The organism is Streptomyces sp. NPDC052114, from assembly GCF_040680155.1.
Lineage (GTDB): Bacteria > Actinomycetota > Actinomycetes > Streptomycetales > Streptomycetaceae > Streptomyces.
Map to the genome: position 1 here is coordinate 33,836 of NZ_JBFAWC010000002.1, position 13,597 is coordinate 47,432.

Below are 13,597 nucleotides of genomic sequence, written 5' to 3' on the forward strand. Positions count from 1 at the left end.
CCTGGCTCACTCGCGGGCGGCCATGACCCGCTCCCGCCACACCCCCGGATCGCCCCAGGCGCCCCGCAGCGCCCGCGCCTTGGTGAGCCACAGGGACAGGTCGAACTCCGCCGTGTACCCGATCGCGCCATGCAGCTGGAGCGCGGCACGGGCCGCCCCGTACGCGGCCTCGGCCGACGTCACTTTGGCGGCGGCGAGATCACCCGGGGCCATGGTCGTCGCGGCGCCGAACACCAGGGGACGCGCGAACTCCAGGCGCACCAGGACATCCGCGAGACGGTGCTTGACGGCCTGGAAGGACCCGATCGGCGCCCCGAACTGGGTGCGCTGCTTCACGTACGCGACGGTCCTGTCGAGCAGCGCGAACCCCACGCCGAGCGTCTGCGCGGCCGTGGCCAGCGCCGCCCAGTCGACGGCGTGCCGCGCCGCGGCGGCCACGGCGGGGCCCGACGCGAGCGGTTCCCCGCCGGGCAGCGGCTCCGCGAGATGCCGGGCGGGGTCCAGGGAGCGGTGCACGCGCGCGTGCCCGGGGGCGAGCCGCAGCTCACCGTCGGCCGCGGTGAGGACCAGGTCGGCCGCGTCCGCGTCCAGGGCATGGGGACTCGCGCCGGGGAACACCCCGGGCAGCGTCAGCGTCGCGCGCGCCGCGCCCGAGGCCAGCGCGGGAAGGAACCGCTTGGCGGGCTCGCGCTCGCCCCGCTCGGCCAGGTGCGCGAGGAGCGCGGCGGCCCCCACCGCCTCGACGACCGGGCCCGGCACGGCGTGCCGCCCCAACTCCACGAAGGCGACGGCCGTTTCGACCGGGAGGGGGCCCACGCCCTCGTACTCCTGGGGCACCGGCAGCGCGAAGACCCCGGTGTCCGCGAGCCGGGCCCACAGCGCGTCTCCTGGCGCCCGGTCGCCCGCTCCCCACGCGCGCGCGGTCGCCGGGGTGTCGGCCGCGGTCAGCATCGCGTCGAGGGATCGCGCGAACGCGCGCTGCTCGTCGGCGAGGAGGAACCTCATCAGCGGCGTCCCTTCGGCAGGCCGAGCAGGCGCTCGGCGATGATGTCGCGCTGGATCTCGTTCGTGCCCGCGTAGATGGGCCCGGCGAGCGAGAAGACGTAGCCCTCGGCCCAGTCGTGGCCCTCGGCCAGCTCCCCGTCGGCGCCGAGCAGGTCGAGCGCCGTCTCGTGGAGTGCGATGTCGTACTCCGACCAGAAGACCTTGTTCAGGCTCGACTCGGCGCCGATCGTCTCCCCGGCGGCGAAGCGCGAGGCGTTGGCCCAGGTGAACAGCTCGTAGGCGCGCGCCCCGATGACGGCGTCGGCGACCCGGTCGCGCAGCGCCGTGTCCGCCGGGTCCACGTCCGCGCGCCACTGCCGTGCCAGCCGGTCGGCGGCGGCGAGGAAGCGGCCGGGGGAGCGCAGGGTCAGACCGCGTTCGTTGCCCGTGGTGGACATGGCGATGCGCCAGCCCTGGCCCGGCTCGCCGATCACGTCCTCGTCCGGTACGAAGACGTCGTCCAGGAAGAGTTCGGCGAAGGCCGGCTTGCCGTCCAGGCGACCCACGGGACGGACCGTCACGCCGTCCGCGTCGAGCGGGAACATCAGGTACGTCAGGCCCCGGTGCGGCCGGTCCCTGTGGTTCTCGTACGGCTCGCTGCGGAACAGGCCGAACGCGCGGTCGGCGAACGCGGCCCGCGACGACCAGGTCTTCTGCCCGCTGATCAGCCAGCCGCCGTCCGTGCGGCGGGCGGTGGAGCGCAAGGACGCCAGGTCCGAGCCGGACCCGGGCTCCGACCAGGCCTGTGCCCAGACGACCTCGCCGCTCGCCATGGGCGGCAGCACGCGTGCGCGCTGCTCCGCGGTGCCGAAGTCGAAGAGGGTCGGGGCGAGGAGGTTGATGCCGTTCTGCGAGACGCGGCCCGGCGCCCCCGCCGCGTAGTACTCCTCCTCGAACACCAGCCACTTGACGATGTCGACGCCCTGCCCGCCGTACTCCCCGGGCCAGGACACCACCGACCAGCGGTCGGCCGCGAGCTCGCGCTCCCACGCGCGGTGCGCCGCGAACCCCTCCTCGGTCTCCAGCGAGGGCAGGGCGGTCGCGGGCACGTGCGCGGCGAGCCATGTGCGCGCCCGGAGCCTGAACTCCTCCTCGTCGGCGGTGAAGTCGAGGTCCATCGGCGGTCACCTCTCGTCGACTCTTCCCTAACAAGTGTTTGGTAGATTACCCTGAAGGGAGTCGACGAGTCGAGGGCTGAACGCCGGAACCGATCGAGAGCCGGGGGGCCGCGCATGGACGCACCCGCTTATGTGCAAGGGCACGACCTGCTCGCGGGGCGCACCGCCGTGATCACGGCGGCCGCCGGAGCGGGCATCGGCGGCGCCACCGCGCGCCGCTTCCTGGAGGAGGGCGCGCGCATCGTCATCGGCGACGCCCACCCGCGGCGCACCAAGGAGTCGGTGGCCGCGCTCGCCGAGGAGTTCGGCGCCGCCCGCGTCGACGGCATCCCGTGCGACGTGACGGACGAGGCCCAGGTCCAGGGCCTGCTCGACCTGGCGGAGCGTCGCCACGGCCGCCTCGACGTCGTGGTGAACAACGCGGGCCTCGGCGGCACCGCCGAGCTCACCGAGATGACCGACGAACAGTGGGACAAGGTCATCGACGTCACTCTGAACGGCACGTTCCGCGCCACCCGCGCCGCCCTGCGCCGCATGCGGGCCACGGACGAGGGCGGCGTGATCGTCAACAACGCCTCGGTGCTCGGCTGGCGCGCCCAGGCGGGCCAGGCGCACTACGCCGCGGCCAAGGCGGGCGTCATGGCCCTCACCCGCTGCGCCGCGATCGAGGCCGCCCCGCACGGCATCAGGGTCAACGCGGTCTCGCCGAGCCTCGCCATGCACCCGCACCTCGCGAAGGTCACCTCTCCGGAGCTCCTCGAAGAGCTCACCGCACGAGAGGCGTTCGGGCGGTACGCGCAGCCGTGGGAGATAGCCAACGTCATCGTCTTCCTGGCCAGCGGCTACTCCTCGTACATGACGGGGGAGACGGTCTCGGTCAGCAGCCAGCACGCCTAGGCGGAGAATGACCGTGTGTCGAAACCGAAACAGACCACCAGCAAGCCGAGCGGCACCACCAAGGCCACGGCGAGCGGTGCCGCCAAGAAGAAGCCCCCGGTGAGCCCCTCGCCCGAGCGCCGCCGTGAGCTGCTCGCCATCGCCGCCGACGTCTTCGCCGAACAGGGCTACAACGCCACCACGGTCCGCAAGATCGCCGACGCCGCGGGCATGCTCGCCGGCAGCCTCTACTACCACTTCGACTCCAAGGAGTCGATGCTCGAAGAGATCCTCCGCACCTTCCTGACCGAGCTGTGGGACGGGTACGACGACGTGCTCAAGGCCCGGCTCGGCCCCCGAGAGACGCTCGAGGCCCTCGTCACCGAGTCCTTCCGGGAGATCGACCGGCACCGCGCCGCCGTCGCGATCTACCAGAAGGAGTCCCGGCACCTGGTCGCGCAGCAGCGCTTCCAGTACCTCTCCGACTCCCAGCAGCGCTTCGAGAAGGCCTGGCTCACGACGCTGGAGCGCGGCGTCGCGGAAGGCGTCTTCCGCGACGACCTGGACATCCGGCTCGCCTACCGCTTCGTGCGCGACACCGTCTGGGTCGCCGCGTCCTGGTACCGCCCCGGCGGAGGCCACAGCCCCGAGGAGATCGCCCGTCAGTACCTGTCGATGGTGCTGGACGGAATCTCCGTACGTACGTGAGCGGCGCGTGGTCGCACGGCGCCGCACGACCGAGGAGTACGCAGTCATGGCCGAGGCCTACATCGTCGAAGCGGTCCGCACCCCCGTCGGCAGGCGCAAGGGAGGGCTCTCCCAGGTCCACCCCGCCGACCTGGGAGCCCATGTCCTCAAGGCGCTCGTCGAGCGCACCGGCGTCGACCCCGCCGCCGTCGAGGACGTCGTCTTCGGCTGTCTCGACACCGTCGGACCGCAGGCCGGGGACATCGCCCGCACCTGCTGGCTGGCGGCCGGGCTCCCCGAGGAAGTGCCCGGTGTGACGGTCGACCGGCAGTGCGGGTCGTCCCAGCAGGCCGTGCACTTCGCCGCGCAGGGCGTCCTGTCCGGCACCCAGGACCTCGTCGTCGCCGGCGGCACCCAGAACATGTCGATGATCCCCATCGCCTTCGCCTCCCGGCAGGCCGCCGAACCCCTCGGCCTCACCGAAGGCCCGTACGCGGGCAGCGAGGGCTGGCGTGCCCGCTACGGCGACCGGCCCGTGAACCAGTTCCACGGTGCCCAGTTGATCGCCGAGAAGTGGGGCATATCCCGCCGTGACCAGGAGGAGTTCGCGCTCCGCTCCCACCGGCGGGCCGTCCGCGCCATCGACGAGGGCCGCTTCGACCGCGAACTGGTCGCCTACGGAGACGTGGCGTACGACGAGGGCCCGCGCCGCGACACCACACTGGAGAAGATGGCGGGCCTCAAGCCCGTCCTGGACGGCGGCACGATCACCGCGGCCTGCTCCTCGCAGGTCTCCGACGGCGCCGCCGCGATGCTCCTCGCGAGCGAACGGGCCGTGCGGGAACACGGATTGACCCCCCGCGCCCGCATCCACCACCTCTCCGTGCGCGCCGAGGACCCCATCCGGATGCTCTCCGCCCCGATCCCCGCCACGGCCCACGCCCTGAAGAAGACCGGCATGAGCATCGACGACATGGACCTCGTCGAGATCAACGAGGCGTTCGCGCCGGTCGTGCTCGCCTGGCTGAAGGAGACCGGAGCCGACCCGGAGAAGGTCAACGTCAACGGCGGTGCGATCGCCCTGGGCCACCCCCTCGGCGCGACCGGCACCAAACTGATGACGACCCTCCTGCACGAACTGGAGCGCACCGGAGGCCGGTTCGGCCTCCAGACGATGTGCGAGGGCGGCGGCCAGGCCAACGTCACGATCATCGAGCGCCTCTGACGGCCCGCCCGGCAGGCGGCCATGGGGCCGAAGGCCGTCTGTCGTCCCTTCCCCGCACGGGCTGTCCGGCTGTCGTCCGCGTCCGGGTGCGCGTCAGTCCGACGGTCTCGCGGAAGCTCCTCCTCCGTCAGCGAAAGGGTCTCCTCCTCATCCCTTGCGGGAGTACCTGCGCCGACCGCTCTCCACGGCGGCCCCGACCGGGCTAGTCTCGACTTCTGTACGTCGATTGAGCGATTCCGGGAGGTAGCGCGATGACGCAGGGACGGCCCGGAGGAGCCGCCTGGGCCCCGCTGTGGGAGCGCGACGTCGAACTCGCCGCGGCGGCCCAGGCCGTCGAGGAGCTCCGCACGGAATCGACGACCTCGGGCGGCCTGCTCGTCTTCAGCGGCGAGGCGGGCATCGGCAAGACGGCGCTCCTCGGCGAGGTGCGCCGCATCGCGGAGGGCCGCGCCACCGTCTGGTACGCACGCGGCGGCGAGACGGTCACCTCCGTCCCCTTCAACGTGGTGCGGCAGCTGCTGCAACCCGCGCTCGTGCAGCTCAGCCCCGACGAGGCCCGCGAGTACCTCGGCGACTGGTACGACATCGCGGGCCCGGCCCTCGGCATAGCCGAGCCCGGTGGCCGACAGGCCGACCCGCAGGGTGTCTGCGACGGACTCGTCGAGGCGGTGTCCCGGCTCGCGCGCCTGAACTGGCCGCTCGTCCTGGTCATCGACGACGCGCACTGGGCCGACCAGGAGACCCTGCACTGGCTGGCCGCGTTCGCGCAGCGCCTGGACGAACTGCCCGTCCTCGTCGTGGTCGCCCACCGCCCCGGCGAGGCCACCGGCGACAGCGCGCGTCACCTGGCGGCCGTCGCCGCCACCGCACGCTCGTTCACCACCCTGCGCGCCCTCACCCCCGACGCCGCCGCGGGCCTCACCCGTGCCACGCTCGGCGAGCACGCCGACGCACCGTTCTGCCGCGAGGTCTGGGCGGTCACCGGCGGCAACCCGTACGAATCGGTCGAACTGCTCGCCAAGGTGCAGGACAGCGAGCTCGAACCGGTGGAGAGCTCCGCCGACGAGCTGCGGGCCCTCAACCGCACCGCCCGAGGCCGCGGCCTGGTCGCCCGCCTCGAAGGACTCGGCACCGACGCCACCCGCTTCGCCTGGGCCGCCGCGATCCTCGGCAGCGCCATCTCCCTCGACCTGGCCGCCGCGCTCGCCGGCATGAGGCCCGACAACGCCGAGCGGTGCGCGGAGCGGCTCTGTACGGCCCGCATCCTGCTCACCGGCGAAGAAGGCCTGGAGTTCGTCCACCCGCTGATCGCCAGCACGGTCTACCACTCCATCCCGCCGGCCACCCGCACCGCGATGCACGGCCAGGCCGCCTCCGTCGTCACCCGCTCCGGCCGCGGCGCCGCGGCAGCCTCCCGCCACCTCCTGGAGGTCCACCCGGACGACGACGCCGAACTGGTCGAGCAACTGCGCAGGGCCGCCGCGGAACACCTCGCCGTCGGCGCGCCCGACGCGGCCCGCCGCTGTCTGGAGCGGGCCCTGCGCGAGCCGCCGCTGCCCGACATCCACGCGCGCGTGCTCTACGAACTCGGCTGCGCCACGCTGCTCACCTCACCGGCCACCACCGTCGGACATCTGCGCGAGGCGCTCTCCATGCGCGGCCTCGACCAGGAGCTGCGCGTCGACGCGGTCTGCCGTCTCTCCCAGGCGCTCGTCCACAACGACCAGCTGGAGGAGGGCCTGCGGGCCATCGTGGAGGAAGCGGTGCGGCTCGAACCCGGGCCCGCGCGCCTGCGCCTCCAGGCCGTCCACTACATGTGGGAGGGCATCCACGCGGGCGAGGAGGACTCGCCCGGCCGGTCGCGGCGGCTCGCCACGCTCGCCGGACCCCTCTCGGGCCGGGACAACTCCGAGCGCGCCCTGCTGATCCTGCGCGCCTTCGACGCCATGACCCGCGGGGAGAACGCGGAAGTGGTCGTCGAGCTCTGCGACCGCGCCCTCGTCAACGGCCGCCTCGCGCCCGGACTCGGCTGGACCGACACGGAATGGAGCTTCGAACTCCGCCTGATGCTGGGCGGGTCGTACGCCTTCTCGGACCGGCTCGACCGCGCGGAGAGCCTGTTCACCGAGGCCGTGCGCGCCTATGAGACCGCGGGCTGGAGCGGCGGCCACCTCTCCCTCTCGCACGCCTTCCTCGGCTATGTGTACCGCAGGCGCGGACGGCTGATCGACGCCGAGCGCTCCCTGCGCGAGAGCCTGCGCCTGGCCGACCGCGTCGGCCAGGGCCTGCCGATGCACTGGGAAGCGGCCAGCATGCTCATCGACACGCTGCTGGCGCGCGGGCACGTCGAGGAGGCGGGCGCCGTCGCCGACGAGTACGGCTTCGCGCCGCCGTCCGCCTCCACGATCTACGTACCGGACGCGCCGTCCGTGCGCGGGCGGCTCCTGCTCGCCCTCGGGCGCACCGAGGAGGGCCTCAACGAACTGGAGGCCACCGCAAAGGCGCTGACGGCGCGCGGCCAGTACAACACCGTCCTCGCGCCCTGGGCGTACGACCTCGCCCGCGCCCTGGTCCACGTGGACCCCAAGCGGGCGGCGCACCTCGTCTCGGACGCCCGCATACAGGCCGAGCGGTTCGGCACGGACACCGCGATCGGCGAGGCCCTGCGGTGCGCGGCGGCGCTGGAGACCGGGCCGCGTTCGGTCGCCCTGTACCGCAGGGCCGCCACCTATCTGGAGGCCTCGCCCTGCGCGTACGAACACGCGGTCGCCCGCGTCGAGTACGGCATCGCGGCGGATTCCGCGCCGGAGCTGGAACGGGGCCTCGCGCTGGCCCGGACCTGCGGGGCGGACGGCCTCGTCGACCAGGCCCTCGACCATCTGACGCTGGTGAGGCACTGAGGCACTGAGGCACTGAGGCACTGAGGTGCGGGCGGCGGCCGGGCGCGGTGGCGGGTCGGGGAAGGCGACGCGAGCGGGGCGGTGACCGGGGAGGCGGCGAGGCCCCCTCCGGCGGACGAGTTCTGTTCGGCCGGTGGCGTCCTGCACGCCGACAGCCGACTTCACCCCGGCCGTAGCCGTCTCCCGTGCCGTCTGCCGTCTGCCGACTTCGCCTGAGCGGCAGCCGTATCGCATGCCGATTGCTGACTCTCGCCTCAGCCGCAGCCATCCCCCATGCCGACTCCCCACTCTCGCCTCAGCGGCAGCCGTCTCCCATGCCGGTCGCCGACTCTTGCCCCAGCCGCAGCCGTCCCCGTACCTCGTCCGCCTCCAGCATCACCCTCTCCACCAGCTCCGCGCACGACGGCAGGTCCTCGATCAGGCCCGCCACCTGCCCCGACGCCATCACCCCCAGATCCGGACGGCCGTCCACCATCGCAGACTTGAGCATCATCGGGGTGTTCGCCGCGAGAAGGACCTGGCTCCACGTCAGGTCCTTGCCGTGCTTCATCGCCAGGCCGTCGCGGGCCATCCGGACCCACCCCAGCCCGGAGACCTTCCGGAACGCCGCCGCGTGCCGCACCGCGCGGGCGAGTGAAGCGATGCGGCCCGATCTCTCCAGGGCCGCCACCAGGTCCGTGCGCAGCATCCGGTGCGGGAGGCCGTCCACGCGCGTGGTGACCGTGATGTCCTTGACGGAGGCGGCCAGATAGCGGGCCTTGACCGCGTCCGGCACCGTCGAGTCCGAGGTGAGCAGGAAGCGGGTGCCCATGGCCACGCCCGCGGCGCCGTACGCGAGCGCGGCGACGAGGCCACGGCCGTCGTGGAAGCCCCCGGCGGCGACCACCGGCAGGTCGACCGCGTCGACGACCTGCGGGAGCAGGACGGTCGTCGCGACCTCTCCGGTGTGCCCGCCGCCCTCGCCGCCCTGCACGATCACCGCGTCCGCGCCCCACGCGGCGACCTTCTCCGCGTGCCGGCGCGCGCCGACCGAGGGGATGACCACCACCCCCGCGTCCTTGAGTTCGGCGATCAGCTCCCTGGACGGCGCGAGCGCGAAGGAGGCGACCCGCACCCCCTCGTCGACGATGATCCGGACCCGCTCGCGCGCGTCCCCGGCGTCGGCCCGCAGATTGACCCCGAAGGGCGCGTCCGTACGGGACTTGACCTCGCGCACGGCCGCGCGCAGCTGCTCGACCGTCATCGTCGCGGAGGCCAGGATGCCGAGCGCCCCGGCGGCGGCGGTCGCCGACACCAGCCGGGGGCCCGCGACCCAGCCCATGCCGGTCTGCACGATCGGGTGCCGGACGCCGACCAGCTTCGTCAGCGGCGTCTCCAGGGTGGGCGTCGCGGGACGCGCGGCAGGCTCCTCGGTCACGAGCGCACCTCGCGCTCCCGCAGCCCGCGCGGGTCCACCACGTCCCGTATCAGCCGCAGTTCGTCGGCGGTCGGATCGCGGGTGTACGGGACGTCGTCCGGCACCGACAGCGTGAAGCCGGTGGCCTCGCGCACGCGGTCGAGCGTGACACCGGGGTGCAGGGAGACCAGGCGCATCGCGTGATCGGGCGTCGCGAAGTCGAAGACGCCGAGGTCGGAGACGACGCGGCGCAGATCGTGGAAGCGGGTCGCGGAGGGCCCGGCGGCGGCCGCGCTGTCGTACCCGACCCCGCTGATCATGTCGACCTTCTCCACGAAGACCCGGGGAGAATGGCGCGGGATCCAGTAACTCACCGGGTTGTTGAGGGTGTTGACCGGGGCGCCGCGGACGCCGAGCAGCTGCCGGGTGGGGCGCGCCCAGTCGCCGATGCACGAGATGTTCTGGTTGCCGAAGCGGTCGATCTGGCTCGCGCCCATCATCACGTGCCGCCGGCCGCCCATCACCATCGTCAGATGCCTGCGGTACGGCAGCCAGCCCTCCGTCACCGCGGACGCCGCCCCCACGGCCGGGACGTCGCCGATGAGCAGGGCCTCCCCGTCCGTGAGCAGCAGGTCGGGGGAGAAGGTCAGCCTGGCGAGGCGGGCCGCGATCGACGGGACCGAGCCCATCGGGGAGGCGAGGATCTCGCCGTCGCCCCGCCAGGCCTCGGCGCAGGCGATCACGCAGTACTCGGCGCGGGTGGCGGTCCGCTCGGTCGCCCGGGGCGTCGTCGGGTCGGTCCTCGTCATCGCTGCTCCTTGTGCCAGGTCTGCACGGCCGCGTGGTAGTCACGCTCGCTGCCCGCGAGGAAGCGGTTCCGGAAGGCCTCCCAGGCCTCGGGGTCGGCCGCCGCGGTGACGTACGCCTTCTGGAAGGGCTCGTCGCGGGCGTAGTCGGGAGCGCAGGAGGTGAAGTGCGCGCCCTTGGGGGTCTCGGTCACGCCCGTCACCGCGTGCCGTGAGATCAGCATCGTCTGGGGCGTGGCGTGCGCGGTCAGTTCGCCGGGGTCGACGATGCGCTCGCACGAGACGTACGCGGAGTCGGCGGCCTCGCAGAACAGGTCGTCGAAGTAGGGGTCGGGGCCCAGGTACTGGCCGTTGCCGAAGGGGTCCGCGCGGTTCATGTGCACCAGGGCGGCGTCCAGCCGCAGGGCGGGCACCGCGACGAGCTCCTCCCCGTCCTCGTACGGCGAAGAGACCGTGCGCAGCTGGGGGTTGACCCGCAGGACGTCCGAGCCGAGCCCCGCGCGGATCGGCAGGAACGGCAGCCGCTGGGCGGCGGCGGTCAGGCCCTGCATGAACATCGCCTCGTCCAGCTCGACGAGTTCGAGGGTGCCGCGCTCGCGCGCCGCACGGAAGTTGGGCTCCAGGGGGATCGAGTCGAGCGTGGTGAAGGCCGTGACCAGCTTGCGGATCCGGCCCGCCGCGGCGAGCAGGCCGATGTCCGGGCCGCCGTACGAGACGACGGTCAGGTCCGTGACGTCGGACCGCAGCAGCGCGCGGACGAGCGCCATCGGCTTGCGGCGCGAGCCCCAGCCGCCGATGCCGAGCGTCATCCCGCTCTCCAGCCGCCCCACGATCTCGTCGGGCGTCATCCTCTTGTCGGTCCTGCCGCCGGTTGCGTCGCCGGTCGCGCCGCCGGTCCTGTCGTCGGTGGTGTCGCTCATGCCGTGCCCTCCCCTTGCGTTCCGAAGTCCCCGCGGATGCGGTCGGCCAGGCCGCTGAGGTTCGCCTCGAAGGTGAAGCCCTGCTCGAAGCGGTAGCTGCGGTGCACGTCGACCGGGTCGATGCCGTTGATCGCGGCCTTCGCGAAGCGCAGCAGCGTGCCGTCCTTGAGCGCGATCTCGCGCGCCAACTCCAAGGCCGCCTCGTGCAGTTCCGTGCGGGGGACGACCCGCCACACGGACCCGTGCGCGTGCAGCTCGGCGGCCGTCGCGGTGCGCGAGGTGTAGTACAGGGCGCGCATCAGGTGCTGCGGGACCAGGCGCGCCAGATGCGTGGCCGCGCCGAGCGCGCCGCGGTCCAGCTCGGGCAGGCCGAACGTGGCGTCGTCGCTCGCCACGATCGCGTCCGCGTTCCCCACGAGCCCGATGCCGCCGCCCAGGCAGAAGCCGTGCACGGCGGCGACCACCGGGACCTCGCACTCGTAGACCGCCGAGAACGCGGCGTAGCACCCGCGGTTGGCGCCGATCAGGGCGGTGTGGCCGCTGTCGCGCTGCATCTCCTTGATGTCCACGCCCGCGTTGAACCCGCGCCCCTCGGCGGCCAGCACCACGCAGCGCGTCCCGGGGTCGCGGCCGGCGGCGCGCACGGCGTCCGCCAGGTCGTACCAACCCTGTACAGGAAGGGCGTTGACGGGTGGGTAGTCGACGGTGACGACGGCCACGCCCTTGTCCGGGGCGGAGGTGGAGACAGGCATCAGAGGATCCGCTACCTTTCAATCACACGCCTTCAACCAAACATTTGTTAGTTGGAAAGGTAGCAGCGATGACTGACACGCGACAGGTGGTCGTCGTCACCGGCGGCACCCGCGGCGTCGGCGCCGGAATCGCCCGCAGCTTCCTCACGGCGGGGGCGCACGTCGTCGTCTGCGCCCGCCGGCCGCCGGAGAAACCGGTCGAAGCGGCGGGCGCCGCCGCCGAGTTCCGCCCGCTCGACCTGCGCGACGCCGAGGCCGCGCACGCCTTCTTCGCCCAGGTGGCCGCGGACCACGGCCGCGTGGACGCCCTCGTGAACAACGCGGGCGGCACGCCCTTCGGGCTGCTCGCCGACTCCGCCCCGGCCCGCCAGGCCAAGATCGTCGAACTGAACCTGCTCGCCCCGCTCTACGCGTCCCTCGGCGCCCACGACGTGATGCGCCGTCAGGGGAGCGGCGGCAGCATCACGATGATCGGCAGTGTCAGCGGCACCAGGCCCTCGCCGGGCAGCGGGGCCTACGGCGCCGCGAAGGCGGGCCTGGAGAACCTCGCCCGCACCATGGCCGTCGAATGGGCCCCGGCCGTGCGCGTCAACACGGTCGTCCTCGGCCTCGCCCGCACCGAGAGCGCCGCTCTCCACTACGGCGACGAGGAGGGCGTCGCGCAGGTCGCACGGACCGTCCCGCTGGGCCGCCTCGCCGACCCGTCGGACGTGGGCGACGCCTGCGTCTTCCTCGCCTCCGACCGCGCCCGCTACATCAGCGGCGCCGCGCTCCAGCTGCACGGCGGCGGTGAACGCCCCGCGTTCCTGGACGCCGCGTCCGTCAACCACTGAACGCCTCTGAGGGAGTTGCCGCATGACTTCAGCCGCCACGTCGGCCGCCACGTCCGGAATCTGCGCGGGGCGCGTCGTGATCGTCACGGGCGCGGGCCGGGGCCTCGGCCGTGCGCACGCGCGCGCGTACGCCGCCGAAGGCGCCAAGGTGGTCGTCAACGACCTCGGTGTGGGGCCCGACGGAGCGGGGGAGTCCGGCGGACCCGCGCAGGACGTCGTCGAGGAGATCCGCGCGGCGGGCGGCGACGCCGTCGCGCACGGCGGCGACATCGCCACCTCCGAGGGCGCCGCCTCCCTGGTCCGCGCCGCCCTCGACGCGTACGGCCGCCTCGACACCCTCGTGAACAACGCGGGCTTCCTGCGGGACAGGATGCTGGTCAACGTCGACGAGGACGACTGGGACGCCGTGATGCGCGTCCACCTGAAGGGACACTTCCTGCCCCTGAAGCACGCGGGCGCGCACTGGCGGGCCGAGGCGAAGGCCGGTCGCACTCCGCACGCGTGCGTGGTCAACACCAGCTCGGGGGCCGGTCTGCTGGGGAGCGTCGGGCAGGGCAACTACAGCGCGGCCAAGGCCGGGATACTCGGCCTCACCTTCGTCGCCTCCGCCGAACTGGCCTCCTACGGAGTGCGGGTGAACGCCATCGCCCCCGCTGCCCGCACCCGCATGACCGAGCGGACCTTCGCCGAGACCATGGCCGCCCCGGAGAGCGGCGGTTTCGACGCGATGGCTCCGGAGAACGTGTCGCCCCTCGTCGTCTGGCTCGGCTCCCCGGCATCGGCCGGCGTCACCGGCCGCGTCTTCGAGGCCGAGGCGGGCCGCATCACGGTCATGGAGGGGTGGCGTCCCGGCCCGACCGCGGACAAGGGCGCGCGGTGGACGCCGTCCGAGGCGGGCGAGGCCACCCTGAAGCTCCTCTCCGCCGCGGAGACGCCGCAGCCGGTGTACGGGGCGCGGTGAGGTGAGGAGCGGGGGGTGGGTGCCCGGTGCGGGATTCACGCGTGCGGGGGTGCCCGGTGTGGGATCCACGCGCGCGTGG

Annotated in this window: 12 protein-coding genes; 6 read left to right on the plus strand and 6 right to left on the minus strand. The window is 73.3% G+C overall.

Annotation, left to right across the window (positions count from 1 at the left end; all coding sequences use genetic code 11):
- Positions 1 to 6: 6 nt before the first annotated feature.
- Both AB0L89_RS04330 and AB0L89_RS04335 read right to left on the minus strand, forming a co-directional pair.
- Positions 7 to 1,005, minus strand: coding sequence for an acyl-CoA dehydrogenase family protein (locus AB0L89_RS04330; protein WP_365134102.1), 999 nt, complete (start codon positions 1,003 to 1,005; stop codon positions 7 to 9).
- Positions 1,005 to 2,162 (minus strand): acyl-CoA dehydrogenase family protein, encoded by a 1,158-nt coding sequence (locus AB0L89_RS04335; RefSeq protein WP_365134105.1) that lies wholly within the window; start codon positions 2,160 to 2,162, stop codon positions 1,005 to 1,007. Before AB0L89_RS04335 ends, AB0L89_RS04330 begins: the two co-directional genes overlap by 1 nt.
- Before the next feature lie 114 nt (positions 2,163 to 2,276).
- On the opposite strand from AB0L89_RS04335, the gene AB0L89_RS04340 reads away from it, so the two are divergent.
- The 4 genes from AB0L89_RS04340 (at position 2,277) to AB0L89_RS04355 (ending at position 7,850) form a co-directional block, all read left to right on the plus strand.
- Positions 2,277 to 3,059, plus strand: coding sequence for an SDR family oxidoreductase (locus tag AB0L89_RS04340; RefSeq protein WP_365134108.1), 783 nt, complete (start codon positions 2,277 to 2,279; stop codon positions 3,057 to 3,059).
- A gap of 99 nt (positions 3,060 to 3,158) precedes the next feature.
- Entirely contained in the window at positions 3,159 to 3,746 is a 588-nt protein-coding gene (locus tag AB0L89_RS04345; protein ID WP_365135521.1) for a TetR/AcrR family transcriptional regulator, read from the plus strand.
- Between the two features lie 46 nt (positions 3,747 to 3,792).
- Positions 3,793 to 4,950, plus strand: coding sequence for an acetyl-CoA C-acetyltransferase (locus tag AB0L89_RS04350; RefSeq protein WP_365134111.1), 1,158 nt, complete (start codon positions 3,793 to 3,795; stop codon positions 4,948 to 4,950).
- Between the two features lie 251 nt (positions 4,951 to 5,201).
- The gene (locus AB0L89_RS04355) at positions 5,202 to 7,850 is read left to right on the plus strand and encodes an AAA family ATPase (protein ID WP_365134114.1); all 2,649 of its coding nucleotides are present in this window, start codon (positions 5,202 to 5,204) and stop codon (positions 7,848 to 7,850) included.
- Between the two features lie 295 nt (positions 7,851 to 8,145).
- Here the strand turns inward: AB0L89_RS04355 and AB0L89_RS04360 are convergent, their stop codons facing one another.
- From AB0L89_RS04360 to AB0L89_RS04375, 4 genes are all read right to left on the minus strand, one after another.
- Positions 8,146 to 9,228 carry a nitronate monooxygenase gene (locus tag AB0L89_RS04360; RefSeq protein WP_365135524.1) on the minus strand — a complete coding sequence of 361 codons (1,083 nt, stop codon included), beginning with the start codon at positions 9,226 to 9,228 and terminating at the stop codon, positions 8,146 to 8,148.
- Positions 9,229 to 9,263: 35 nt separating this feature from the next.
- Positions 9,264 to 10,055, minus strand: a complete 792-nt coding sequence (locus AB0L89_RS04365) for a CoA-transferase (protein ID WP_365134117.1) — start codon at positions 10,053 to 10,055, stop codon at positions 9,264 to 9,266.
- Positions 10,052 to 10,900: a CoA-transferase gene (locus AB0L89_RS04370; protein WP_365135527.1), complete on the minus strand. Its 849-nt coding sequence runs from the start codon at positions 10,898 to 10,900 to the stop codon at positions 10,052 to 10,054. The genes AB0L89_RS04365 and AB0L89_RS04370 overlap by 4 nt, the downstream gene beginning before the upstream one ends.
- A gap of 68 nt (positions 10,901 to 10,968) precedes the next feature.
- Entirely contained in the window at positions 10,969 to 11,724 is a 756-nt protein-coding gene (locus AB0L89_RS04375) for an enoyl-CoA hydratase family protein (protein ID WP_365134120.1), read from the minus strand.
- Positions 11,725 to 11,792: 68 nt separating this feature from the next.
- On the opposite strand from AB0L89_RS04375, the gene AB0L89_RS04380 reads away from it, so the two are divergent.
- Together AB0L89_RS04380 and AB0L89_RS04385 are read left to right on the plus strand one after the other, a co-directional pair.
- Positions 11,793 to 12,557: an SDR family oxidoreductase gene (locus tag AB0L89_RS04380; protein ID WP_365134123.1), complete on the plus strand. Its 765-nt coding sequence runs from the start codon at positions 11,793 to 11,795 to the stop codon at positions 12,555 to 12,557.
- A gap of 22 nt (positions 12,558 to 12,579) precedes the next feature.
- Complete coding sequence (locus AB0L89_RS04385) at positions 12,580 to 13,518, plus strand: SDR family oxidoreductase (RefSeq protein WP_365134126.1); 939 nt, start codon at positions 12,580 to 12,582, stop codon at positions 13,516 to 13,518.
- Positions 13,519 to 13,597: the final 79 nt, after the last annotated feature.

What these genes read in the sequence shown, in the direction of transcription:
- AB0L89_RS04375 (WP_365134120.1), bottom strand. Translation starts at nt 11,724, where the DNA reads ATGCCTGTCTCCACCTCCGCCCCGGACAAGGGCGTGGCCGTCGTCACC.
- AB0L89_RS04350 (WP_365134111.1), top strand. Translation starts at nt 3,793, where the DNA reads ATGGCCGAGGCCTACATCGTCGAAGCGGTCCGCACCCCCGTCGGCAGG.
- AB0L89_RS04335 (WP_365134105.1), bottom strand. Translation starts at nt 2,162, where the DNA reads ATGGACCTCGACTTCACCGCCGACGAGGAGGAGTTCAGGCTCCGGGCG.
- AB0L89_RS04340 (WP_365134108.1), top strand. Translation starts at nt 2,277, where the DNA reads ATGGACGCACCCGCTTATGTGCAAGGGCACGACCTGCTCGCGGGGCGC.
- AB0L89_RS04355 (WP_365134114.1), top strand. Translation starts at nt 5,202, where the DNA reads ATGACGCAGGGACGGCCCGGAGGAGCCGCCTGGGCCCCGCTGTGGGAG.
- AB0L89_RS04380 (WP_365134123.1), top strand. Translation starts at nt 11,793, where the DNA reads ATGACTGACACGCGACAGGTGGTCGTCGTCACCGGCGGCACCCGCGGC.
- AB0L89_RS04370 (WP_365135527.1), bottom strand. Translation starts at nt 10,900, where the DNA reads ATGACGCCCGACGAGATCGTGGGGCGGCTGGAGAGCGGGATGACGCTC.
- AB0L89_RS04385 (WP_365134126.1), top strand. Translation starts at nt 12,580, where the DNA reads ATGACTTCAGCCGCCACGTCGGCCGCCACGTCCGGAATCTGCGCGGGG.
- AB0L89_RS04365 (WP_365134117.1), bottom strand. Translation starts at nt 10,055, where the DNA reads ATGACGAGGACCGACCCGACGACGCCCCGGGCGACCGAGCGGACCGCC.
- AB0L89_RS04330 (WP_365134102.1), bottom strand. Translation starts at nt 1,005, where the DNA reads ATGAGGTTCCTCCTCGCCGACGAGCAGCGCGCGTTCGCGCGATCCCTC.